Origin of the sequence: Longimonas sp., assembly GCF_040409695.1 — a bacterium.
Lineage (GTDB): Bacteria > Bacteroidota > Rhodothermia > Rhodothermales > Salinibacteraceae > Longimonas.
This window is the reverse complement of sequence record NZ_JARWGJ010000165.1, coordinates 1-24,725: the sequence shown is the minus strand read 5'-3', so window position 1 is coordinate 24,725 and position 24,725 is coordinate 1. Positions and strand designations below refer to the sequence as shown.

General features: G+C 58.5%; 16 protein-coding genes. 11 read left to right on the top strand and 5 right to left on the bottom strand.

The genetic code is table 11. The annotated features are described in order from the left end of the window. Positions 1–389 precede the first annotated feature (389 nt). The 11 genes from PPP56_RS10405 (at position 390) to PPP56_RS10355 (ending at position 12,158) form a co-directional block, all read left to right on the top strand. Entirely contained in the window at positions 390–902 is a 513-nt protein-coding gene (locus PPP56_RS10405) for a YceD family protein (RefSeq protein WP_353563980.1), read from the top strand. Between the two features lie 409 nt (positions 903–1,311). Next, on the top strand, positions 1,312–1,509 hold the full coding sequence (rpmF, locus tag PPP56_RS10400; RefSeq protein WP_353563979.1) for a 50S ribosomal protein L32: 198 nt from the start codon (positions 1,312–1,314) through the stop codon (positions 1,507–1,509). Between the two features lie 308 nt (positions 1,510–1,817). Beyond that, positions 1,818–2,828 (top strand): phosphate acyltransferase PlsX, encoded by a 1,011-nt coding sequence (gene plsX, locus PPP56_RS10395; RefSeq protein ID WP_353563978.1) that lies wholly within the window; start codon positions 1,818–1,820, stop codon positions 2,826–2,828. A 176-nt stretch (positions 2,829–3,004) separates the two neighbouring features. Further along, on the top strand, positions 3,005–4,027 hold the full coding sequence (locus PPP56_RS10390; RefSeq protein ID WP_353563977.1) for a beta-ketoacyl-ACP synthase III: 1,023 nt from the start codon (positions 3,005–3,007) through the stop codon (positions 4,025–4,027). A gap of 323 nt (positions 4,028–4,350) precedes the next feature. Further along, the gene (gene fabD / locus PPP56_RS10385) at positions 4,351–5,307 is read left to right on the top strand and encodes an ACP S-malonyltransferase (RefSeq protein WP_353563976.1); all 957 of its coding nucleotides are present in this window, start codon (positions 4,351–4,353) and stop codon (positions 5,305–5,307) included. Positions 5,308–5,419: 112 nt separating this feature from the next. Continuing rightward, positions 5,420–6,169 (top strand): 3-oxoacyl-[acyl-carrier-protein] reductase, encoded by a 750-nt coding sequence (gene fabG, locus PPP56_RS10380; protein WP_353563975.1) that lies wholly within the window; start codon positions 5,420–5,422, stop codon positions 6,167–6,169. 171 nt (positions 6,170–6,340) lie between these two features. After that, a complete protein-coding gene (locus tag PPP56_RS10375; RefSeq protein ID WP_353563974.1) occupies positions 6,341–7,777 on the top strand; it encodes a DEAD/DEAH box helicase in 1,437 nt (478 codons plus the stop codon). Positions 7,778–7,794: 17 nt separating this feature from the next. Continuing rightward, entirely contained in the window at positions 7,795–8,814 is a 1,020-nt protein-coding gene (locus PPP56_RS10370) for a ChaN family lipoprotein (RefSeq protein ID WP_353563973.1), read from the top strand. Positions 8,815–9,562: 748 nt separating this feature from the next. Beyond that, positions 9,563–10,666, top strand: coding sequence for an NHL repeat-containing protein (locus PPP56_RS10365; RefSeq protein WP_353563972.1), 1,104 nt, complete (start codon positions 9,563–9,565; stop codon positions 10,664–10,666). A 170-nt stretch (positions 10,667–10,836) separates the two neighbouring features. Further along, on the top strand, positions 10,837–11,151 hold the full coding sequence (locus PPP56_RS10360; protein ID WP_353563971.1) for a hypothetical protein: 315 nt from the start codon (positions 10,837–10,839) through the stop codon (positions 11,149–11,151). 182 nt (positions 11,152–11,333) lie between these two features. Next, positions 11,334–12,158: an alpha/beta hydrolase gene (locus PPP56_RS10355; RefSeq protein ID WP_353563970.1), complete on the top strand. Its 825-nt coding sequence runs from the start codon at positions 11,334–11,336 to the stop codon at positions 12,156–12,158. 199 nt (positions 12,159–12,357) lie between these two features. On the opposite strand, the gene PPP56_RS10350 is transcribed toward PPP56_RS10355, so the two are convergent. The 5 genes from PPP56_RS10350 to PPP56_RS10330 all read right to left on the bottom strand — a co-directional run bounded on the left by PPP56_RS10350 (position 12,358) and on the right by PPP56_RS10330 (position 24,550). Beyond that, positions 12,358–12,876 carry a hypothetical protein gene (locus PPP56_RS10350; RefSeq protein ID WP_353563969.1) on the bottom strand — a complete coding sequence of 173 codons (519 nt, stop codon included), beginning with the start codon at positions 12,874–12,876 and terminating at the stop codon, positions 12,358–12,360. Positions 12,877–13,797: 921 nt separating this feature from the next. After that, a complete protein-coding gene (gene mfd / locus PPP56_RS10345) occupies positions 13,798–17,205 on the bottom strand; it encodes a transcription-repair coupling factor (RefSeq protein ID WP_353563968.1) in 3,408 nt (1,135 codons plus the stop codon). A 753-nt stretch (positions 17,206–17,958) separates the two neighbouring features. Further along, positions 17,959–18,921, bottom strand: a complete 963-nt coding sequence (gene murQ, locus PPP56_RS10340) for an N-acetylmuramic acid 6-phosphate etherase (RefSeq protein WP_353563967.1) — start codon at positions 18,919–18,921, stop codon at positions 17,959–17,961. Beyond that, complete coding sequence (locus tag PPP56_RS10335; protein WP_353563966.1) at positions 18,914–21,667, bottom strand: CHAT domain-containing protein; 2,754 nt, start codon at positions 21,665–21,667, stop codon at positions 18,914–18,916. The genes murQ and PPP56_RS10335 overlap by 8 nt, the downstream gene beginning before the upstream one ends. Positions 21,668–21,805: 138 nt before the next feature. Next, positions 21,806–24,550, bottom strand: a complete 2,745-nt coding sequence (locus tag PPP56_RS10330) for a CHAT domain-containing protein (protein ID WP_353563965.1) — start codon at positions 24,548–24,550, stop codon at positions 21,806–21,808. Positions 24,551–24,725: the final 175 nt, after the last annotated feature.

Sequence of the window (24,725 nt, the reverse complement as noted above, 5' to 3'; positions counted from 1 at the left end):
CGGCTCCGCTGGGCTGCAAATTGTCCCCGATATACGGGCGTCAGTCGGGCTTGCGCCCTCGTGTCGGCCCGTAACCCCGGCTACGAACCTCTATCGTGGTCCAATTTTCGCTACAGCGGTGCTCGCTCTCGCCAGCAAACCAAAACCCAAACAGGTTCTTATCACTTGATAGTGATCGCACAACACATTCGGGGCCGGACTTTTGATCATAAGAACCATGCTAAGCAACTTCAAGCCCGGAATGTGTAAAGCCTGTTGCCCATGCATCACGTTCTCCCTCTCTCTAATACAGAACTTAACAGGTGGAACACCCTGCTTTAGGCTGTGATATCACAGCGATACCACAGCTTTGTCTGTAGTTGGCTTCCTCAGAAGGCTCTCTGCTCGTTATGCTTACACTCGACATTACCCACCTTCGCTCCGGGGTGCACCATGTAACCCTGGAGCCGGATCCGGAAGAGGTGGAGATGGATGCCAACGCATTCCGCAACATCACGGTGTCGATGCATCTACAGTGCCAGCGCGACCGGATTCTGGCGACAATGACAATGACCGCCGAGGCCGAGCTGACCTGCGACCGTACGCTGCGCACCTTCTGGAAGGAAATCGAAGGCACGTACGTTGTGCTCTTTGGCCCGGCGCACCTCTCCGGTGATGAGAGCGATGCATACGATGAGGTACGTTCGATGGACCCGACCGACACCGAGGTAGAGATCACCGATATTGTGCACGACACGCTGCTTCTTTCTATTCCCCCTCGCGTGGTTGCACCGGGCGCGGAAGAGGAAGATATTCCCATGCAGTTTGGCGCTCCTGATGAACCTGATGAACCTGATCCAGAGGATGACATCGATCCGCGTTGGGAGAAACTCAAGAAGCTAAAGAACCACGACCAAGAGTGAGTAACGTGTGCAGCAGCATGCCCCCGATATAGCCAGGCGCTACACGTGTATTGCTGCTGTATTGATACTGGTCTTGTGCACACCCGCATGCCCCTTGAACTGGTACCTTGCCTGTTCAACACGTATGCTGCACGGCACTTGAGGCTCGCCGCCCACGCTAATTCCTTGTAAAATACGATAAACCTCCGAACCTGAGGCACAAAACTTCAATTCTTTCAGGATAGTGCAGGCTCCTTCCGCTATGCGTGGACGTTTCAGATAGCATTCAACGTGCACTGCGCGCGTGCTGCCGCTGACCCAGCCACCCCGGCTGGCTGATAGCCAGATTACAACCGGGCTATGTATCGGCCTACTTTGCTGTTTGACTGCTCTACCTATTGCTTTTTATTGACATTAAAAAACTGAAATCATGGCTGTACCAAAGCGCCGTCATTCGAAATCTCGCTCGCGTAAGCGACGGTCTCGCTACTACAATAGCTTGAAAGCACCCCAGCTCATGGAGTGCAACAACTGCGGCAACCCTAAGGTGATGCACCGTGCTTGCAAGTTCTGCGGCCACTACCGCGGCCGTCAGGTTGTTGAGCCGACCGAAGAGCTCATCGGATAGCATCGTTCGGCAGGGGTCTCGTGCCACGCGCTGCGGCCCCCGCATGCGCATCTCGTTTCGCTGCGATGCACAATCGTGCCGCATGTGCTGTTGACAGTGTCCTGCGCTTACATGCCTACGATTTAGCTCGCCATGTAACGCCTGTTGATGCACGTTTTGTGCTTTACCGTGAAAGGTGAGGTGCAAAACGTGCATTTTAATGTTCAGGCTGTTTACTTGGGCGCATGTATACAGCTCTTTCCTCTGCGTACCCTGCAGCCTGAACGAGCTGTCCATTCACAAGCCTGCTGACCAAACGCCGGTTGTACATGCCTACCCACATTGCCGTTGACGCCATGGGAGGAGATCACGCTCCTCACGCCGTAGTCGAAGGCGCCGTCCGTGCCCTGAAACGCCCCGAGGCAACTGACCTTCGCATCACACTGTTTGGCCCTGAAGAGCGTGTGCAGGAAGCGCTGCGGGCTCACGACGATGTGTCGGAGCTCCCTCTTAGCGTGCGGCATGCCCCTGACGTTATTGCCATGGACGACGCCCCGGCTGCAGCGCTCAAGCGGAAGCGCCAGTCGTCTATCCACCTCGGCCTGCAGGCGCACCGCACAGGTGCGACCGATGCCTTCGTGAGTGCAGGCAATACCGGTGCGATCATGGCAGCCTCGATGTTTATCCTGGGGCGCATCAAGGGAATTGAGCGGCCTTCAATCGTCGGATTCTTTCCCACCCTGAAAGACGACTTCTCGGTCGTTATCGATATCGGCACCAATGTCGACTGCAAGCCTGCGCACCTGCTTCAATTCGCACGCATGGGTACGATCTACGCCCGGCACGTGCTTCAGATCGACGCCCCTACCGTTGGACTCATTAACATCGGCGAGGAGCCCGGAAAGGGCAATGAGCAGGTCAAGGAGGCCCATGCCTTGCTGAGCGACGACACGTCGATTAACTTCGCAGGGAACGTAGAAGGCGGCGACCTACTGCATCATGCCGCCGACGTGCTCATCTGCGACGGCTTCATCGGCAACGTGCTGCTCAAGTTCGGCGAGTCGATGACAACTGTACTCTCAACTATGACCAAAAACGAGATGGAGCGCCAGGGCCTCACGAAAGAGGAGCAGAAGCTTGTTGCCGGGGTGCTCAGTAACGTACAGCAAGGGTTCGACCACGAAAATCGGGGAGGGGCTCCACTCGTAGGGGTCAACGGCGCCGTCTTTATCGGACATGGACGCTCCTCGGCTCGTGCCATTGAGCAAGGCATCTATTCCGCTGCTGACCTGGCGTCAAAAGATCTCGTTCCAGTACTCGAAGAAGCCTTTGCCCCTTGAGACCATGGGCTGCTGAGCGCCTATCTGCTGCGAATGCGCGTCTCTAACTAAATCGCGCCCCTACCTGACTGATATCGCGCCCATCGCCTCGTGCTCACTGGCTGCTCTCGAACGATGCACGCTGTGCCCCGTTGCGCACTCGACTCCACTGAACTATCGTTTTCGGCTCTGTTCTTATGTCTACTTCCTCTTCTTCGCAGCCGCGTGCAGCGATTACAGCCATGGGGCACTTTCTGCCTGAGAAGCGCCTCACCAACGCCGATCTCGAACAGATTGTCGATACCGACGACGAGTGGATACGCACGCGCACCGGCATTGAGGAGCGACGCATCCTTGACGACCCCGACAAGGCAACGGCCTACATGGCATCGCAGGCCGCCGAGGAGCTCTTCCAGAAACACGATATCGACCCCGCCACGATCGACCTGATCATCGTGGCCACGATCACCCCCGATATGGAGTTTCCCTCTACGGCATGCCTGGTGCAAGACAGCATCGGAGCCCAAAATGCATGGGGATTCGACCTGGCTGCTGCCTGTAGCGGATTTCTCTTCGCGCTTACGAACGGCGCCAGCTTCATCGAAAGTGGGCGTGCGAAGCGGGTACTTGTTATCGGGGCCGACACGATGAGCGCTATCACGGACTACGAAGATCGAAGCACATGCATCCTCTTTGGCGATGCTGCCGGTGCGGTGCTGCTGGAGCCTCACGATACGTACGGCCTGCAAGACACGGTGCATTACTCCGATGGCGCGCACGCTGACTTGCTCACGCTTCCTGCTGGAGGCAGCCTCAACCCTGCTTCTCACGAAACCGTCGATCAGCGCCTGCACTACCTGAAGCAAGACGGTCGCCCGGTCTTTCGTCACGCCGTAACAGGCATGGCTGATGTCTGCGTCGAGATCATGGAACGGAATGACCTGACAGGCGATGATGTCGATTTCCTTGTACCGCATCAGGCCAATAAGCGCATCATTGATGCCACAGCTAACCGCATGGGCCTCTCCTCCGACAAGGTGATGCTGAACATACACCGCTATGGCAACACCACCGCGGCTACCGTTCCACTCTGCCTGAATGACTGGCAAGCCGAACTCAAGCCCGGGCACAACCTGGTGCTCACGACCTTCGGGGGCGGACTCACCTGGGGCGCGTCGTACCTCACCTGGGCGTACGACGGCGCTGAATATGACAGTTAAGTAGGCCAGCAAAAATACATGTACACCTTGTCATCGCGAGGAGGGAGCGTGCGACCGACGCGGCGCTGGGCGGAGCCCGAGTACTCCTGGGGTGCGATCTTACTTATGGCCCCGTTAGAGCGATTCATTCTGCTTAGAGGGCACAAGATTGCACTCCAAGAGCACTTCCTCGCTGCGCTCACAGCGCCACGTCGCTGACGCTCCTCGCAATGACATATCCGAAGATTCTTATGTGGGCCTACTTAACAGGCTGGCTGGTCTCATCGACCCATCCGACTTTTCCCCACCCGACTGTTTTTCTAATCCACTGCTTGTAACGACTCATGGCTAAAACCGCTTTTCTCTTTCCCGGACAAGGCGCTCAGTACGTCGGCATGGGGCAATCGCTCTATGAAACCTACAGCGAAGCCCGGGACCGGATCGAGGCTGCCAACGCGGTTCTCGGCTTCGACCTGCATGCTCTTATGTTCGGCACCGCCGATGTAGACGATGCCGACGCTGCCCTCACCGCAACCGAGGTCACGCAGCCCGCGCTCTACACGCACAGCCTTGCGGCCATGGCCGTGCTCGACGCCCAACAGGCCACTCCCGACATGGTGGCCGGGCATAGCCTTGGCGAGTACAGCGCCCTCGCTGCGGCTGGCGCGCTCTCGTTCGAAGACGGACTCCGGCTCGTACGGCGCCGGGGCGAGCTCATGGCAGAAGCTGGTACCCGGCGCCCGGGCACCATGGCTGCCGTGCTCGGAGCCGACGACGAAGATGTTGAAGCCGCCTGTACGGCGGCTACCGAGATGGGAGAGGGGGTTGTGCAGCCTGCCAACTTCAATGCGCCGGGGCAGATCGTTATTTCGGGCGATGTGGACGCTGTGCAGCGCGCTACCGACCATATCGACGCCCGCACCATTCCGCTGTCTGTAAGCGGCGCCTTTCATTCGCCGCTGATGGATTACGCCCGGGAGGGGCTCGCTGAAGCCCTGGAATCGGTCGATATCCAGCCGCCCCGCTGCCCCATCTACCTGAACGTCACCGCCGCGCCCACCACCGATCCCGACGAAATCCGACAGCGCCTGATCGACCAGCTGCAGGCGCCCGTCCGCTGGGCACAGCTGCTTCGCGCGATGGAGACCGACGGCGCCGAGCGCTTCATAGAGGTCGGTGCCGGGTCGGTGCTGCAGGGTCTTGTGAAGCGGACGCTCGGGCGCGATGCCGTGCGCCATGGCGTCGATACAGCCGACGACTGCGCTAAATTGCTCGATGCCGGGGTGCTGCCTGCCTCGTAAGCCAACCTGCTTGCTCGATGAGGATGACGCTGTCTTGACCGGCGCCGCCCGTACGCATCCCCCTGTACCTCTTTCTCGCCCTACCACCTACCCAGACGCCCTCTCGTATCCTATGGATTTTGACCTTACCGACACGACGGTACTCGTAACCGGCGGCACGCGTGGCATTGGCCGCGCCATCGTCGACGCCTTTGCCGATGCAGGTGCCCGCGTGGCGTTCACCTACCGCTCTTCAAGCGAAACCGCCGACGCGATCGTCGCTGAACTCACCGAGCGCGGCGTGGATGCGATGGCGCTACAGGGCGACGTGGCCGATCCTGAATCCGCTCAGAAAGCGGTAAGCGCTGTAACCGACGCCTGGGAGCGCCTCGACGTGCTCGTTAACAATGCGGGCATTACGCGCGACGGACTCATGCTGCGCCTGGATGCTGACGACTGGGATGCCGTGCTCGACACCAACTTGAAGGGCGTGTTCAACTTCTGCAAAGCCGCCTACCGTCCGTTCATGCGGCAACGGGCTGGCTCTGTGATCAACATATCGTCGGTCGTCGGCGTTATGGGGAACCCGGGGCAGACAAACTATGCTGCCTCGAAGGCAGGCATGATCGGCTTCACGAAGAGCCTGGCCAAAGAGCTTAGCGGACGCGGCGTGCGCGCCAATGTGGTAGCTCCGGGCTACGTGGCCACCGACATGACCGAGGCCATGGGCGACGACGCCCAGCAGGCGATGCTCGATGCGGTGCCGCTGGGGCGCCCAGCCGACCCGGAAGACATCGCGCAGGCCGTTCTCTTTCTGGCTTCGCCCGCAGCCTCCTATATTACCGGCCATGTGCTGCACGTAGATGGCGGACTGGCTATGTAGTTCGCTGCAGCGAACCCGCCCGCTACTGCTGAAATGCGCTTGTGACGGGGTTTCAATATCCGGATTCTTGCGCAATGCACCCCGGATCGTTTCAGGCGTTGCAGCCGTAATCTTGTTCTGTATGGCAGATGTGGCTGCCCGTTCTCTTGCTGATATAACTTCTTGCTGGTCATGGTGGATGAATCCGGATCGTCGTACGCAAATGTCATTGACCTCACCTCGAAAGGGCAGCGCAAAAAGCGCCAGGAGGAGGTTGGGGAGCTGCACGAGCCCGACGAGCCCCTCGACGCCGTCACATCCGACGAGCTTCCCGATCAGGTTGAGCAGGCGATGCGGGCCGCCGGGTGGGATTCGCTCATGGAGGTGCAGCGCAAGTCGCTCCCGTATCTCATTGCCGGGCGCGACCTCATCGTACAGTCGCGCACCGGCTCTGGCAAGACCGGGGCGTTTCTGCTCCCGCTCTTCGACCGGCTCGACTCGTCTCGCAAGGAGGCGCAGGCGCTCATCCTTACGCCCACGCGCGAACTGGCGCGGCAGGTGCATGAGGAGTTTGAACGGATGAAAATTGCCACCCCCGAAACGAACGACCTTGAAGCAGCGCTCATCTACGGCGGCGTAAGCTACGGACCGCAGATCAAGGCGCTCAAAGATGGCGCACAGGTCATCATTGGCACGCCCGGGCGCGTGCTCGACCACCTGAAACGAAAGAACTTCATCGCCAAAACGGTGCGCCTCTTCATTCTGGATGAGGCCGACGAGATGCTCTCGATGGGGTTCTACCCCGACATGAAAGAGATTCGCGACTTTCTGGGTGCCGACCGTCAGTCGTGTATGTTCAGTGCGACTATGCCGCCCAAGGTGCGTGCTGTAGCCCGCGAGTTCCTCACCAACCCCGATTTCCTCTCGCTTAGCTCCGGGCACGTGAGCGTCGACGAGATCTCGTATCGCTACTACCTGGTGGCACCGATGGAGAAAGATCGGGCGCTTGAGCAGCTCATCGAGATGGAGGAGCCCGAGTCTGCACTCATCTTCGCAAATACGAAGCGCGAGGTTACCTATCTGCGCAAGTTCTTGAGCAACGCCGGGTACAGCATCGACGAGATGTCGGGCGACCTGTCGCAGCGCAAGCGCGAGGAAGCCATCGACCGCCTCCGCAGCGGCGAGCTGCGCATGCTCGTAGCAACCGATGTGGCTGCACGTGGCATCGACATATCGGATCTAAGCCACGTCTTTATCTACGACGTGCCGCAAGACCGCGAATACCTCATTCACCGCTCCGGACGCACCGCCCGCGCCGGAAAGAAAGGCACTACGATTGTGCTGGCCACGCACGAAGACGAGTTTGAGCTCATCCGCATGGCCAAGGCGTACGACATCGAGATGGAGCGCGCCGAGCTCCCGGTAGATCCGCTCGACGAGGCCGCAGATCAGCTACGTCGCCACTACAGCAGCGGGCATAACCGCGAGGCCGTGCAGCGTTTCCTTCCGCTCGTAGACCGGCTGGCCAGCGAGCATCCCGAACTGCTGGCCCACCTCATCGACGAAAGCGTCGACATCCGCGACGCACTTAGCGCCGAGAGCGAGTCCGCAGACGCCTCCAGCACATAACGCAATACCAGACCGCCATGCAGCATGTCTTCCTGATTCGTCGTCTTGTTGCATGCTGCCTTGCTGCGCTGCTCTTTATGGGTATTGCAGCAGGTACGGGGGGATACGCGGCCGCCGCGACCTCGTCCGCCGCGCTGCCTGACACGACCGAAAGCGACGTTGCGTATCGCGTCTATACCGCAGACGGCACGCCCGCTTCGCTCGATGCTGTTGCTGCTACACTCGACACCGTCGACGTGATGCTTCTGGGCGAGGTGCACGAGCAGCCCGGCATCCACGCCCTGCAAGATTCGCTCTGGCAGCGCGCCCTGAACGCCCCCGACAGCCGCCCTGCCGCGCTCTCCCTCGAAATGTTTGAGCGCGACGTACAGCCCGTGCTCGATGAGTATCTGGCCGGGCTCATCACCGAAAATCACTTCTTGCAAGCCAGCCGCCCGTGGACCAACTACGTGCGCGACTACCATCCGCTTGTTGAATCGGCCCGTGCTGCAGAGGCCGCCGTGCTGGCTGCGAACGCCCCGCGTCGCTACGTAAACCGGGTAGCCCGCGAGGGGCGCGCCGCCCTCAACGCACTTCCTGCATCGGCACGCAACTGGCTACCGCCGCTTCCCTATCCTGAAGCCACCAACGCCTACCGCGAGCGCTTCCTCGCGCAGATGCACGGCGGCGCACATCCCACCAACCACGCTCCTTCAGACACGACCGACGCGCATACTACACGTGAAGCCGGTCCGCCCGATAGCCCACACGGACACGGCGAGGGAATGACGCGCCTGCTCGACGCGCAGACGCTCTGGGATGCCACGATGGCCTATGCTATGGCCGAGCACCTGCTACGCACCCCCGATGCCCGCATCGTCCACCTCACCGGACGCTTCCACGTCGCCCAGCGCACCGGCACCCCCGACGCCCTGCGCCACTACCGGCCGGATGTCCGACAGCTTGTCGTCTACTTCGACGTCGTAGCCGATCCTGATCGCTTCGAGGAAAACGCCCATGCCAACCAGGGCGACTTTGTGGTGCTCGTCGAAAATTAGCCAAGGTATTGTATTAGCTATTTTTAGCAGATACGCACCATGCTTTATTTCGTGCTGGTTCTTGCCGGAGCATACGTAGTAATTATGACGCCCGCATAATCGCCTCACTCTTTAGTTACATTTCAAGTTTGCTTTTTTTGAGGCTTTATAACATTTGCGATGTAGTAAATCAGCAGATAATAGACCACTCATAATCTAATTAAAAGGCTAATTATAACATCTTTTAGCTTGCTTCTTCTAGTTATGCTTGCAACGGGTGCAAGCTTCTTACATGGTGATGACTTTGAGGGGGTGTCGTATGAACCATCGAGTGATATTTTCGAATGCGTTGATATGACTGATTTCCGCCTTGCCGCTTCAGGAATATTTTCTGAAGATGCCACCGAAGAAGTTGCTATGCTGTTAGCTGGCGATTGCACCAATGGTGGCCCGGGTGCCGTCTCATGTGAGCACTCCTTCGAACTTCCGTCAGTTTTTGGTGTAGGTGGAGGAACATATGAATGTGGGGTTGAGTGCGGCGATGGCTATTACGCCTGCTGCAGCTTCTCATGTACATGTGTCTGATGCGGTTAGGGAAATCCACGGAGGAATCGGGGTCAGGATAGGGCGATCACGCTATCTTGGCCTTGATTTTTGTGTATGGTTTTAGTGGCAGTGTATTGTTATCGTATCATTTTTTATGAATCAAATTTCTTATTGTATAACTCACCTCTGCTCCATTTAAACACTTTTATTCGTGTTCACTCTGATGCTTCTTCCTCTATCAGGTTGCGGACCTGGTGAAGCAGAAAAAGGATTTCACTTGGATAAAGTCTATGAAGAAGAGGCAGCTTTGCAGGCGACCGAAATTGCCGAGATCGGTGATGATGCCCCACTTATTGGACTACCTCGTAGCCTTGCCCTGAACAGTGAGGGCATGCTCTACATCTCCGACTTCGATAACAATGAAGTGCATGTGGTGTCTCCTGAGGGCGACTCGATAGATACCCTTGGACGATCCGGACAGGGGCCCGGCGAGTTTCGAAATCCGAGTACGATTACCGTTGGACCCAGCGACTCCCTTTTCGTTAGAGATATCCAGCGCATTTCTGTGTTTGGCCCCGCGCCGCAACACGAATTTGCGTATAGTTTCCACCTCCCCAGTCCCTATAATGGGAAAACATCAGGCGGTGTACACAAAACGTTAGAAGGGACATTACTGGCTTCGTACAGCCGTCCGAAGAACCCCAACCTCGATCGAGACCCCGGCATCTGGATCATGCGCGTAGACCGCAACGAAAGCACGCCAGAAACACTTTACCAGATGCCTATGGACGAGATACATGTCCGCGTTCAGAACGGCCACCACCAGAGCGTTGAGCGCCCCTTTGGTCGGAAATCCTTCTACACCTACACCGACACGGGTGTATGCTACGGCTGGTCAGATTCGCTGCGTGTGCGGTGTGGTGATGCCGATGGACATGACAGCCTGGTCGTGAACGTAGATCACACCGCGCTTCCCGCAACATCGTCTGAAATCGCGTTCTACCGCGATATTTATGACGGTGAGCGGCTCGCGATGATCGAGGAAGCCGGATTTCACGATACGCATCCGGCCTATGAAGGCTTTCATGTGGATACTGACGGACGGATCTGGATATTGGAAGCCGTTCACAAACCTGATGAGTCGCTTACGCTTGAAGAGATACAAGACGTGATGGTAACCTGGTATCGCATTGACCCGGTAGCAGAAACGTATCAGACCATTGAGCTACCTGCAGGCCAGCAAATAAAGGCTGCCACCGACACACACGTGTACACCACGATGGTGCCCGCGCTTCCCAATGTTTGGGTTTATCGGCTCGGCGAGTAACTCATAGCGGAAACAATAGCCGTTGCTTCACCCCGCGTGCGTTGTATGGCACTGCAACACTTACCTTACTATCAGCAACCGATTTACTGCTTATAACTACTTACTCAAAACTCTTTGTTTGCATTGCTGTATTTTTGAGTGCTGCTGCATTTGCAGTCGCTCTCCCGACAATGCTCCAGCCGTTAACTGCTGATTTTGATATCGTTGTCGAAAAGACCGACGATGGATTCGAGTTGACCTGTACTGAGGGCTGTGCATGGAAAACGCTAAGCTGGGCCGGGCATGACGAAGTCCGGGTCAACTACTTTGGCATGACCGAAGCTGAAGAGGCCGATCGCTTCCTGTTCACGCTTGCAGGTACAGACGACGGCTTTGAGTTGGAGGGACTTGCAGGCACAGCTTGGAAGGCACTCGACTGGGGATGCCAGGACACAGAAACGTGTAGAGGCCGCGTTGATGCATCTGGTATCGGACGAGCACGGTAGCACGCACTACGGCTATCATGTCCCCAAAGACTTTTCGTGGTAGCCGGATCGTAAATACCTATCATAGAACAGGGGAGGCTCACCGAAACGGGTGGACCTCCCTTTTGTATTGAACACCGTATGCAACACATGTCGGGTTAGGTTACCCCCCACAAAAATACTGTAACTAATCAACTTACAGGATGCGCACGGTGCTTTATTTTCTGCTGGTTCTTGCCGGAGCATACGTGGCGATTACAGCGATGGCCTATGCATTTCAACAACAGCTGGTGTTCTTTCCATCGAGCACGATGGCCACCGATCCGGGAGCCGCTGGGCTCGCGTACGAGGAGGTCAGCATCGACACAGAAGATGGGGAAACCCTTCATAACTGGTGGATTCCCGCCGAGGAGGCCGTCGGCACGGTGGTGTTCTTTCACGGAAATGCGGGCAACATTTCTGGACGCGTAGGTACGGCCAACTTCTTCCACGAGCATGATATGAACGTGCTGCTCGTGAGCTACCGCGGCTATGGACAGAGCACCGGCTCACCCTCTGAAGAAGGATTGTACTACGACGCTGAGGCCGCATGGCGGTACCTGACTGAAGAACGAGATCTGGCTCCCGCGTCGGTTCTCATTGCCGGACGCTCGCTCGGAAGCGCTCCGGCCACTTACCTGGCATCGCGCACCGCACCGGGCGGACTGCTCCTCGAATCGCCGTTCACTTCGCTGACGGATGTGGGTGCGCGGGCATATCCCATTCTACCTGTGCGCTGGCTGAGCCGCTTTGAGTTTGACAACGAAGCGCGCATCGGCCAGGTCGACGCGCCGGTGCTCATGATTCACAGTCCCGATGATGAGGTCGTGCCGTACGATCTGGGGCGCACGCTCTTCGCTGCCGTCTCCGAGCCCAAGACGTTTGTGGACATCCGCGGCGGACACAACGCGATGCGCACCGATCAGGCCGCTTATCGACAGGCGGTGCAGGCGTTTATCGACGAGCACTGGCCTACCTCTAATGAGTAGCTGGGTAGCGGTTCAATGTTAAGTGATTGACATGTGGTTTACATCATCGCTACCCGCTCGAACCCCCTCTGTCTGCCGACATCTCCCCCTTGGCCAAGGGGGAGAAACCCGTAGGGAGAGGGGGTTCGAAGAAGACAAAGCTACGGTGTTTAGTTTTCTTATTATTTAGCGTCTATCCACTACCGAGTAGCTGATCTCGTCACTCCACCACCGTCACCTCGTGTTCGATGACGGTGTCATCGCGGTTTGAGAAGTCGTTGCCAATGACACGCTGTCCGTTCAGGCGAATGAGCGCATCGCCGGGTGTGTCGAACTGGAGGTCGAGGGTTCGAGGTAATGTAATGACATTATCTGTGCATGCGTCACCCGGTCCTCGTGGGTCCCGGTCGTAGGGCGTTATGGCGATGGTATTGCTCTCTTGCTCTACGTCTTCACGTTCGGTAGTAAAGCAGCCAACGGGGGCTACCGTTCGGGCTGTTACCTCGAAAGAGACTTCTGCCTGAACGGTGTCGGGCGCTGTGAGCGGCTCGAAGGTCTCCAGATTCAGCTTTGATGATGCAGGCGTTTCCACCGAAGCCGGCTCGGCTTTCCAGTCCACGACCCCGACATCCACCGCAGATCCATCGTCGCTACCAAACAGATCGCAGCTCGTCAGGGAAAATGAAGCGGCAAGCAGGAGGAGGCCAACGGCAAGTAGACTTCTTGTGTGAATCAACATGGATGTATAAGCGAAGATGCTAAAGACACGAAAGAGAACTATTTACGAGAGAATTATTCACAACAGACTCACACAAGTATACCCCCCCCGAATAATATACAAACCTGTAAAGTTACAATCTTGTGAGCGGGGGCATTTGGGCATTCGGCTGCTTTCAATCGAGGTGTAACCGAAAGAAGACCCGCTCAGGCGGCGGAGAACGGCCGTTATGTCGTCCGAGGTGCTGTTCGGTCTGGGCCCTGGGTTGGGGCGAGATCGCGCGCTGTGCGCCAATCTGAGGGGCCGTTTTCCGGAGGCGGAGTGCGAAATTGGTGATTTGTGGCTGTGGATTCGCAGAGACAGATGGCTGCGGGTGGTGTGCAATCTAAACGGTGTACCGATCATTTCTTCCACCCGAAGGTCATCCTGACCCCCACCCCTGTCGGGTGTGTGTTTAGCGGGCTTCAATAACCGCCCGGGGCCTTCCAGGGGTCTATTCCATGGGTCTACATACTTCTCTTCTCCCCTTTTTGTCGCCTTGAGCGCCCTGACCGAAGGGAAAAGTGCTTTTAGGGTGCGTATACCGACAGCCGTCGCCCTGACCGCCGTCGGGGGAAAGGTCTCCTACATCATCGGCACGGCATGCGCTCTACGACCATCGCTTCCTCTCTGACAGAAGCAGGCGACTCACGGGCCGGGGCACCCCTACATAGGGCAACTCCGCATGAAGTGCTGCTTCAGATCCACCCCTCAGTCGCTGCGCGACAGCTCCCCTCTCCAGGGGAGCGGCTTGGAGCAGCGCAGATGGCTCTGCAAGTGGGTGGGGCCGGGGCTTGTGCTTGCGAGGCCGGGTACTGGAGCAAAGACCCGGGCCTTGAAGTTGGGATACGTGGCGCCCGACAGCGCGAACCTGCGCTTCCCCTGAACCGAAACAGCGTGCGGTTACGCGGCAGCTTCAGCGGGGACGGTGGCTTTGTCGAGTTGGAGTTCTTCCATCACGGCGAGGGCGTCGAGCAGGGTGGGGGTGTCTTGGACGATGGCGCGTACCATGTCTTTTTTGGCGTCGTCCTTCAGCACGTAGCGGCGGTCGAGGTCGGCCAGCTTTTCAAGCAGCGGCTGGAAGACCTGCTCGTAGAAGTACGGGTCGGCGGGCTTGGCGGGCAGGTAGAGGAAGAGCCGCTCGTTCTTAAAAACGACTTTGGGGAGACGCAGCGCTTGGGCACGGATGCGTAACTCGGCACCGGTAAGCAGGTGCTCGACGGGCTCGGGAGGGGCGCCAAAGCGATCACGCATTTCATCGCGCAGGTCGCTGAGCGTCTCTTCATCGGGCGCATCGCTGATGCGGCGGTAGAGGTTGAGGCGCTCGACGTTGTTGGCGAGGTAGTCGTCGGGGATGTACGCATTCTCCTCCACATCCACGGTGGTGTCGGGCGCGGGCGGCGCGATGTCTTCGTCATCAAGCACATCGCTGAACTCCTCCTGGCGCAACTCTTTGATCGCGTCGTCCAGGATCTTATGGTACGTCTCGTAGCCCACCTCGTCGATGAATCCGCTCTGCTCGGCACCCAGGAGCGCACCGGCCCCACGGATGTCAAGGTCGCGCATGGCAAGACTGAATCCGCTTCCCAGATCGCTGAACTCCTCCACGGCCTGCAGGCGCTGGCGCGCGTCGTCGGTCAGGCTGTGGATGCTGGGCACGAGCAGGTAGCAGAATGCCTTACGCTGCGAGCGGCCTACGCGTCCACGTAGCTGGTGCAGCGCCGACATCCCGAACTGGTCAGCCCGGTTGATGATCATGGTGTTGGCATTCGAGATGTCGAGCCCGTTCTCGATGATGCTGGTGCTGATGAGCACATCGTACTTCTTCTCGACAAAGTTGGTCATCACGCGCTCCAGCTTCTTGCCGCTCATCTGGCCGTGGCCCACGCCGATACGCACGCCGGGCACCATCCCCCGAACCATCTCGGCGATTTCGTTGATGGTCTTGACGCGGTTGTGGATGAAGAAGACCTGTCCGCCCCGGCTCTGCTCGTAGAGAATGGCGTCGCGGATGAGGTCCTGGTTGAAGGTGTGGATTTCAGTGATGATGGGCTGCCGGTTGGGCGGGGGTGTGCCGATGATCGACAGGTCGCGCGTACCCAGCAGCGAGAACTGCAGGGTGCGCGGGATGGGCGTGGCCGTGAGGGTGAGGGTGTCTACGCTGGCCCGCACTTCGCGCAGCGCCTCTTTCGTCTTGACCCCAAAGCGCTGCTCCTCGTCGATAATGAAGAGCCCGAGGTCGTTGAACTCGACGTCTTTCGAGGTGATGCGGTGCGTGCCAATCAGGATGTCGAGGCTGCCGGCCTTCAGACGCTTCAGGATGTCTCGCTGCTCCGCTTTTGTGCGAAAGCGCGAGATCATGTCGATGGTCACCGGGTAGCGCGCCAGCCGCTTCTTGAACGTCTCGTAGTGCTGCTGCGCCAGAATGGTGGTGGGCACGAGCACAGCGACCTGCTTGCCATCTTGCGCCGCTTTGAACGCAGCGCGCACCGCCACCTCGGTCTTGCCAAAGCCGACATCGCCACACACGAGGCGATCCATGGGCACGGGGTCTTCCATGTCACGCTTCACCTCTTCGGCGGCCTGCGCCTGGTCGGGGGTGTCCTCGAACTCGAAGCTGGCCTCCATCTCTTGCTGCCACACCGTATCCGACGAAAAGGCGTAGCCATTCGAAGCTTTGCGCTTCGCGTAGAGTTCGATCAGGTCGCGCGCAATGTCTTTGACCTTCGCCTTCGTGCGCTCTTTGGTGCGCTCCCACTGGCCCGATCCGAGCTTGGTGAGGCGCGGCTGGTGGCCCTCTTTGCCGCTGTACTTGTTCAGCTTGTAGAGCGCGTTCACGTTGACGTAGAGCACGTCGCCATCGGCAAAGTTGAGGCGCACAGCCTCTTGCTGTTTGCCGCGCACGGTGATCTTCTTCATCCCGGCAAAAGTGCCAATGCCGTGATCGACATGCACCACAAAATCGCCGGGCGAGAGATTTTCGATGTCGCGCAGACTGAGTCCGCCCGTGCGCTGCTGACGCCGTTTGGTGGAGGGGCGGTGGTAGCGGTTAAAGATCTGGTGGTCGGTATAGACGGCGAGGCCGAGGTCCTCGTGCTCGAACCCTTCGTGGAGCGATTCGACCTGCAGGCGGGCGCGTCCGTGGTCGATGTCGGTTTCGAGCAGGTCGCGCAGGCGGCGGGCCTGTCCGTGGCTATCGCAGAGAATGAACGTGTCGAGGCCGCGCTCCTTATTGTGCTTCAGGCGATCGCGCAGCACGTCCATCTCGCTGTTAAACGACGGCTGAGGGGCTCCGCCTATGTTGATCGTGTCGACTGCTGTGCCGTTCGTGTGCGTGAACGCCCCGAACTGCAGGCGCGGGTACTGCTGCAGGTGGAGGCGCAGGGCGTCGGCTGTCAGGAATCGGTCTTCGGGATGCGGAAGCGCGTCGGCGTCGACGCTGCTGTCTTCTTCACCGGCCCGCTCTATGGCCTGTTGATAGCGTGACACCGCTGTGTCAAAGAGCGCCTCCATGTCCTCCAGAAGGCGCGCCTCGTCGACGGTAGCAAGGAGCGTGGTGTCGGGCAGGTAGTCGAGAAAGGCAACGGCCTGCTGATCCGCTGATTCGCGTTCGAGGTTGGGCACGAGCCGCACCTCCTTCCGCTGACTGATGGAGCGCTGTGTCTGCGCGTCGAACTCGCGCAGGCTATCGATCTCATCGCCAAAGAACTCGATGCGCACCGGATGGGCTCCGGAGTACGGGTAGACGTCGAGGATGCCGCCGCGCCGAGCAAGATGGCCGGGCTCGTCAACGAAGTCCACATGCGTAAACCCCTGATCCACGAGCCGCTCTACGAGAGCGTCCATCTCCCACGTCTCGCCAACAGACAGCGTCAGGGTTTCGTGGCTCACGTTCGAGGCTGGCGGCACGCGCTCGCTGAGCGCCTCTACGCTGGTGACGACGACCCCATCGAAGTCGCCAGAGAGCTGCTGCATCACATCGGCCCGCGCCACGAGCGGACTGGAGTCGCGCAGCGCGCCGGTGTCGTAGGGCGTGCGGTGCGTGGCCGGAAAGCGGACGATGCCCTGGTCCGATCCTGCGATGTGTTCGAGGTCGCTCTGCACGTAGGCGGCGTCGTCTTCGGTGGGGACGATGCAGCAGAGCGGCGCACCGGGATCCTCGCGTAGCAGATGCATGAGAAACGCCTGGAGCGACCCTGCAGCGCGCTCTACTTTGAGCACGTCGGCCGCACTGGCACTGCGCGTCCAGGCACGCAGCGGGTTGAGCGCAGGAATCGTTGCAACGCGGCGAACAAGGTCGGAAAGAGCCACAGAAAGGAGGGGGGTTACAAGAAGAAACAATACGTACGTCCATGCCAGAACCTGTACGCTACACAGGAACGCAGTGCACAGACAACTTCATAGCCAACATGTTTGCCACAGGGTGTTTTCCGCAGGGTGTTTTCCGCAGGGGCGATGCGCGCGCAAACTTCGCATACGAACTTCGCGCGCATGGATTCACCGCGAAAGACCCACCGCGAAAGACACACTACAAGAGAAGAAACAGCACGCTGATCCCATAGATTCGCGCGCATCCGCAAAAAAGGTGTTATACCAAATCCGGTTGCTACACTGCGAGGCAATCCCGCATGGGGGTACCGGTTAGGCAGTGCATGACAGGCAGTGCATGAATCGCCGGGTACGAGGGGAAGGCAAAGAGGGTAGGCGAAATAGATAACGCGGCGTGCAAGTTTTCCATTATCCTTGTGGACGCCCATCCCCCTTTGTCGCTACGCGACATTTCCCCCTTCGCGAAGGGGGAAACCCCGAACAGCGTAAGAGGATGGGGAAGGTCAGGACGGCGTATTCGGCCCCAAGGCCATCAGCAAAGGAAAAAAGAAACCTGCACATGCCGTTAGATAGACTCAGAGAACCTCCAGAGTGGTCTAATTTTGTTTCACGTGAAACAAATTACGACGGCCACCCCTGCTCATCGCCGCCAGACAGCGATATCAACATAAAAAGAGATCCACGTAGACTCGCCATTTCGTCTCTTCGGCAGGCTCTTTCCTTCCTTCAGGTTTTTCAGAGCTCCTGTAGCGCTGCCCGGATGGCCGGGCGCACGAATCCGTCTGTGCGGCGTAGCAGGTGGCGCGCTTCTTCGTGCGAAACCTCGCCCAGCAGCATAACGAGCGCCGTTTTAACGTGCCCATCGGCCCGGTCGAGCACCTCGCGAGCCGTGGCATGGTCGGTGTCGGCAGCAATGACCAGCGTGCGCACAGCACGCTCGACCAGCTTGGTGCTGGTGCGCTGCAGATCTACCATCATGTTCTCGTACACCTTGCCCATGCGAATCATGCTGGCTGTCGTGATCATGTTGAGCACCATCTTCTGCGCGGTTCCGCTTTTCATACGGGTCGACCCCATAATGACTTCGGGCCCCACAAGCGGACAGATCGCGGTGTCGACTTCGGCGTTGAGCGTATCGCGAGGGGTGCAGGCAACGTAGACGGTTGCACAGCCCAACTCGCGAGCGTAGTTGAGCGCTCCCCCTACGAACGGCGTACGCCCGCTCGCTGCAATTCCGCAGACCATATCTTGAGCCGTGCAGCCCGCGTCTTCGAGCGCCTGGCGCCCATCTTCCGGGCGATCTTCGGCGCCTTCTTGGGAGCGGAAGACCGCGTCGCGCCCTCCCGCAATAATGCCCTGCACCTGTTCAGGGTCAGAGCCAAACGTGGGCGGGCACTCCGACGCGTCCAGCACGCCCAGCCGTCCGCTCGTTCCAGCCCCCACGTAGAAGAGGCGTCCCCCTGCTTTGAAGACATCGACGAGCGCATCCACTGCGTCTGCGATATGCGCAACCTCACGGCGCACGGCAATGGGCACACGGTGGTCTTCTGTGCTGATGATGTCGATAATCTCACGCGTTGAGGCGGTGTCGATCTGGGTCGAGTGCGGGTTACGCTGCTCGGTGGCGCGTGCTTTCAGATCATCGTAAAGCGTGGCAGGTTCAGGTGAAGGCGATTCAGGGGAAGGCAGTTCAGGCATACGTAGGCGAAGAACGGTAGATACGAATAAACAGAAAGATTAGGCCGCCGCCAACCAGTGTCAGCATCCCCCATCCGACCCGGGTCCAGAGGGATACGGCAGGGGCAAGGTCAAGCGCATTGGGCGATCCAAAAAGTACCGGACTCCCCCAGAAGAAGGGCGATCGGCGATCCGGGTGGGCTTCTATAAAAGCGAGCTGCGCACGTTGCAAGGCCGCATCTTTCGGGATGCCCGATCGAAGCGCTTCGTAGAAGTATGTGGATAGCGCGACCGCTGTGTCGTCATCGGTTGGCCAGAGATGCGAAAGGGTGCTCTGCGCCCCCGAGGCCTGGAACGCATACTGGAGCCCCAGCAGCCCCTCGCCCGACCGAAGCTCGCCGCGCGCAGTGCTGCACCCGCTGAGCACAACCAGCGGCACCTGTGAACCGGGCGTCATGATATCATGCACACGAAGGAGCCCGTCGCGCCCTGGCTCTTCAGCGAGCACGAACGCGCTGTTCAGCGGGTCGCTCAATGAGAGCAGCGCATGCGATGCCAGATGCACAACTTTCGCATTTGCGCTATGGGTACGGACGGCACTCGGCGTGGCTTCTTCGTTCAGCGCCATGACCGTATGCCTGAACATGCCCCCCAGCCGCTCAAGTTCGATCGCGACCCCCGGCAGCGAACCAAGCGAAAGGCTATCCGCTCCGCTCCGCGTACGGATTTCTGAAGCGATCATGTCATCTGGTGGAGCGTCTTTCCCGAAGTCAGACCGCCCGAATGCGGCAAGATCGATCGGGACTTCGCGTGCTTCAACTGAGGTGTCTTCCAACAGCAACGCCGGAGAAAGCGTAGACAGGATGGGACGCTCCTCGATCAGGTACCGGGCTTCGTTATAAGCGTACGGAGACGGAGGTGCTTCGGTAACAAGCGCTCCGAATGGAAGCTGGAACAGCGGGCCGTCGGCAGCAACGATGAGGCTGCTGTCATCAGGCAGATAAGACTGGATCGGCCCAACAAGCGCATCGTACGCCTCGTGTAATGCGTCAAGGTTAAACGCCGCGAGGTTCAGCGAAACCGGCGGGTCGTCGTTGGCAAGCAGCGGGCTGATGCGCCCAACCATCTCGCCGAGGGCCTCGGCAGTGTGCGGTATGTCAACAGCTATGACGGTATCGGGGCGCACCACGTATGCCGCCACCGACGCAAGCTCATTGTTGTATAGCGTCGGTGTGTCCACATGGTATGCAATGAGCGTCCGGTTTGTATCGCCAAGCCAGCGCTGCAGTGCATGCCGGTCGGTCTGGAAGCTCTGCTCAGCAAAGTCGAACAGATCGCTACGCTCGGCTATGAGCACAGCCTCCTGACGCATCGTAGCCTCTTCGTTGTCGGCGTCAGACTCGGACCGGCGCATGCGCACCGTGTTGAGTGCCGTCGTAAGACTGTCATACCTCATGCGCATATCAGGCGACATATCTTCGAGCAACGCCGTCTGCATGCGCGTATCGCGAAGAAAGCGTGCCCGAAACTGTGACCACACGTCGAAGGCTTCTGCTGTTCGACCCTGACGGCGAAGCGTGCGCATCAGTCCGTCGTATCCGCCTCGCCGCTGCTCTAATGTGCGTGTAGACCAGAGCGTAGCGCGTATTGACTCGTTTTCCGCATCGGTAAGCTCTGCAGCTACACTGTAGTGCTCCACTGCAGCCTCCAGATCTCCGTTTTGCTCGTGCAGCTGCCCAATCTGCGTGCGGACTTGCCGCTGCTGTGCGACGAGTCCCTGCTGTACGGCGACACGGCGGCTTTCTTCAAGGTACCTCTCCGCATCCCCCATGCGACCGTTTTGAATTGCGAGCTGTGCCTGCAACTGAAAGAGGGAGGCTTTTCGGTTTAGCGATATAGATTCGTCTACGTACTTCTGCACGCGATCAAGCACGTCCGAGGCCTCTTCGGTCCGGTGCTTGTACAGATACACATTTGCTACAGTGAGAAGCGAACCGATTGCAAGATCGCGGTCTATTGGTTGAAGCTCGTCGAATGCGCGTGCTGTCAGGGTTTCAATACGAGGCAAGGTCTCGTTAGCGTCGGCTTCGCCTACATATATCATCTGCTGCAGTACAGAAGCCTTCAAGGCCAGCGCGCGCCCGTATTCCAGCTGGATGTTGGGCGTGATCTCAGCAACGTCGTCAACGGCTGCTACAGTTTGACGCAGATAGTACAGTGCCGATTGCAGTTCTTGCAGATTGTCGTACGTGATAGCCAGGTTGTTGGTACGCTGCATACGCGTATCAATCGCTTCCTGTGGGGTAAGTGCTACAGCTCGGGTATAGTCGCGTAGCGAACGGCTGGAGTAGCCAAGCAGGTAGTGATACTGTCCGCGTTGGCTATACATCCACGATACCATGGTTGAATCGTCGCTGGGCTGGAAGCGCCCGAAGAACTCCTCGAACGAGGCAAGGGCCGCATCGGGGCGCCCCTGTTCGTACTGTGCTGCAACCAGCGCGCGATAGGTACTCATCACGACACGCGGGCGCCGTTCCTCGTAGCAGTCTTGCACCGCACGTATTGACTGCTCTGCCTCTTGAAGCAGGGCCCGGCGCTCTGGGGAATCTTGCATCGTAAACGCCCGCTGATAGGTCTCTTGCAGCGGCACCATCATCATTCCGCACTCCCGCAGCGTAGGGCGGTCGTCTGCGTTGGTTGTATCAGAAACGGCGGCGCTGCCTCCACTAAGCACAAAAGCGAAAAGAAGAGCTCCAAGAAACGACATGACGGGTCAGTAGGTTGATTCGCGGGCTGGGAGGAAGCGCCAGGGTATGGCATCCGCTATGTGCGTAATGTACGTACGTGCATAATATACATCGGGGCACCAGCGGCTGCAACGGCGATATCTGCTTCAATAAGCAAGTTACATAAAGCGGCGATAGCAGAGCCAGGCCGCACCAATCACTACGCCTGTAATGATCAGTGCAGCGTAAGGGATACGTGACGAAGCGGGCTGAAGCACAAGCGCTTCTGGCGATCCGTGCAGCACGGTTACAGCCCAGAAGAACGGACTGGCTTGTCCATCATGCTCATCCAGATACTGAATTTGTGCGCGCTGTAGCGCTTCGTCTTTAGGCAGCCCGTCTGCCAGGTTCTTGTAGAAGGACGTAGAAAGCGCTACGGCGGCCTCGTCATCCATACTCCACAGATTTGAGAGGGTCGCCCGCGCTCCCATCGCTCGAAAAGCGTATTGCAGACTTTCCATGCCATCGCCGGCCTGCAAGGCGCCCTGTGCCGTGTCGCATCCACTCAGGTTAACCAGCGGTATTGACGAGAAGGTGTTGCGGATTTCATGCAGGTAGAGCAGTCCACTCTCGGGCGCGTCCTCGGTGTCAGGAGCCAGCACAAACGCATTATGGAGTGGCGATGCGGAGTTTACAAAGGCGTGCGACGACATATGCAAGATGGAAGGCGTTGCCGTGCGCTCCTTGAAGGCCTGCTTGGTCGCGTTTTCGTTGAGCGCGATTTCGGTACGACTGAACAAGCGGCTTATGGCACTGATCTCGTCAATAACGCCAGGCAAAGGAGGCAGCATGAGCGGTTCGCCAGAAGGCGAGGCATTGCGCAACCCGCCACGCAGCGTCGGCGGCGGCGAATCGATCGTAGGAAACTCAGAGACACCGAACGCCGCCAGATCCAGATCAAACTCCTCAGGCTGGTGGTCTCGCCGCGTATCCTGCACAAACGAGTGGGTAGAGAGCTGCACGGAAAGGGGACGTTCGTGCACCAGGAAGTCAGCCTCGCGGTACGCAAACCGCCCCGGTGGCGGAGTGCGCACAAGCATGCTCATGGGAAGGCGGAAAAGCGGCCCGTCCGGGATAACGGCAAGGGGGGTATCCTCAGGCAGATAGTCGGCCACAGGCCGGTAGACTGCTTCGTGCAGTTCGTGCAGCGGATGCAGGTCGAACCGGGTGGCGCTAAGCGAATAATCGGGGGCACCGCCGGCAAACACCGGAGAGACCTCGGCCAGCAAGGCGTGCACGTCGCGCTGCGTGATGTCGAGCGGGATGGCCACGAGCGTATCAGCCGTAACCACGAATGCGTGCGAAAAGAGGCGTCCGGGTGTTCTGGTGGTGTCTTCCTCTAAGAAATACGACACAACAGCACGGTCCTGCTCGCGGAGTACCTGCTGGAGCGTAGAAAGCGAAGGAGGGTCAGACTCAGGAAGGAGGTCGACCAGCGACTTTCGTTCGGCGATCAGCTGCGATTCCTGGCGCTGCAGACGAGCCACCTCGCGTGAGGCGTCGGCGGCGGCCAACTGGTTGCGTGTGGACTCAAGCTCTACCGTTAAGCTGTCGTAGCGAATGCGCTCTCGCGTGCTGAGCTGATTGGTGACTTCTTCCAGCGCACGCACATCCGAGAGATGCCGGGCGCGTGTGCGCTCCAGCGCCTGAAATGCATCTACGGGCCGGTTTTGAGCCAGATACGTACGTATCAGCCCCCGATAAGACGCACTCCAGTTCCCAAGTTCTGCCATCGACCAATCGGTGGCGCGGAGCGAGGTGCGGTGTTCTTCGATCGATGCAATAGCAGACTCGTATTCAGCACGCGCCTCTGCCCATTTACCCTCTTGTTCGTACAGTTCAGCTTTACGCGAAAAGAGATGACGGCGACGGTGATCGACCTGGCCTTCAAATGAAAGGTCAAGCGCCCTGTCAGCATACCGATGCGCCTCTTCCTGGCGCCCTAATTTACCCAGAAAGCGACCGCGCGTGGAGTAATAAAATGAAAGGAAGTCGATGCGGTCATGAGCACGGGCTATTTCGATGGCCTCCTGGTTGTAAGGAAGCGCTTCGGCGTATTGTCCCAGCGCATAATAGACCTGGGATAGGGAGTTGAGCCGGAACGCCTGCGACATATCGCCGGTCGCGTTAAGCTCCAGGCTTTCATAGATCATTGCTTTGGCGCGCTCAAGCTGATCGTCTCGATCCAGCGTTGAGCTATCTTCAAGAAGCAGCTCGGCTTTTGTAGCCAGTACACGTGCATACACTTCGCGCACGCGGTCGCGCTCCATATCAAGCGGCTCAAGCCAGTCAAGCGCTTGCTGGTACGCCGCCTCGGTTGCACTGCGGTTCTGCGCACGCGCATGCATGAGTCCAAGATCAATAGACAGGGCTGCGGCTCGGGTGGTCTCTTTGTTGGGCAATGCTTCTATGGCACGCGCGTAGTCGCCAACAGCGGCCGACAGATTGCCCGTGTAGTAGTTCAAAAAGGCCCGAAAGTTATAGATATATGTGAACGAATCTCCACTGACCGACGAAGTATCGGTAGGGGCTGTGCCAAAGCTTTCAAAGAACGTATCGAAGTAACGATGCATCGCCTCGAAGTCCTGGAGCCGAGCTGCCGCATAGGCCGACTGCGCATGAGCACGGGCCAATTGGTTTGGGGACGATTGGCATGCAGATCGGGCCTCAGTGAGCACGGCGCGTCGTTCCTCAGTCTGCGCTTTCCCCTCCGCATCATCGTTGTACCAGAGATAGGTGATGCCTCCGCCGACCGTCAGGTCACTTGCAGCATCCAGCAACGACGCGCACGGATCATCTGCCTGAACAGGCGAGAACAAACCCGCACCAAGCAGCAGCGCAGCAACCAGCGCAGGCCGAAACATTTTTTTCGGGAAAGTATGAAAACAAGACAAAGCAAGTATACTGCGTTTCAATACGTTAATACAACAATACAAATAATGGTAGTGGATAGACGCTAAATGATAAAGCGATTGAATGCAGCAGCTCTTTCTTTCCGAACCCCCTCTCCCTACGGGTTTCTCCCCCTTGGCCAAGGGG

Coding starts and splice junctions, on each gene's coding strand:
- rpmF (WP_353563979.1), top strand. CDS start 1,312: ATGGCTGTACCAAAGCGCCGTCATTCGAAATCTCGCTCGCGTAAGCGA.
- fabD (WP_353563976.1), top strand. CDS start 4,351: ATGGCTAAAACCGCTTTTCTCTTTCCCGGACAAGGCGCTCAGTACGTC.
- PPP56_RS10360 (WP_353563971.1), top strand. CDS start 10,837: ATGCTCCAGCCGTTAACTGCTGATTTTGATATCGTTGTCGAAAAGACC.
- PPP56_RS10355 (WP_353563970.1), top strand. CDS start 11,334: ATGCGCACGGTGCTTTATTTTCTGCTGGTTCTTGCCGGAGCATACGTG.
- PPP56_RS10375 (WP_353563974.1), top strand. CDS start 6,341: ATGGTGGATGAATCCGGATCGTCGTACGCAAATGTCATTGACCTCACC.
- plsX (WP_353563978.1), top strand. CDS start 1,818: ATGCCTACCCACATTGCCGTTGACGCCATGGGAGGAGATCACGCTCCT.
- fabG (WP_353563975.1), top strand. CDS start 5,420: ATGGATTTTGACCTTACCGACACGACGGTACTCGTAACCGGCGGCACG.
- PPP56_RS10330 (WP_353563965.1), bottom strand. CDS start 24,550: ATGTTTCGGCCTGCGCTGGTTGCTGCGCTGCTGCTTGGTGCGGGTTTG.
- PPP56_RS10370 (WP_353563973.1), top strand. CDS start 7,795: ATGCAGCATGTCTTCCTGATTCGTCGTCTTGTTGCATGCTGCCTTGCT.
- murQ (WP_353563967.1), bottom strand. CDS start 18,921: ATGCCTGAACTGCCTTCCCCTGAATCGCCTTCACCTGAACCTGCCACG.
- PPP56_RS10350 (WP_353563969.1), bottom strand. CDS start 12,876: ATGTTGATTCACACAAGAAGTCTACTTGCCGTTGGCCTCCTCCTGCTT.
- PPP56_RS10405 (WP_353563980.1), top strand. CDS start 390: ATGCTTACACTCGACATTACCCACCTTCGCTCCGGGGTGCACCATGTA.
- PPP56_RS10390 (WP_353563977.1), top strand. CDS start 3,005: ATGTCTACTTCCTCTTCTTCGCAGCCGCGTGCAGCGATTACAGCCATG.
- PPP56_RS10335 (WP_353563966.1), bottom strand. CDS start 21,667: ATGTCGTTTCTTGGAGCTCTTCTTTTCGCTTTTGTGCTTAGTGGAGGC.
- PPP56_RS10365 (WP_353563972.1), top strand. CDS start 9,563: ATGCTTCTTCCTCTATCAGGTTGCGGACCTGGTGAAGCAGAAAAAGGA.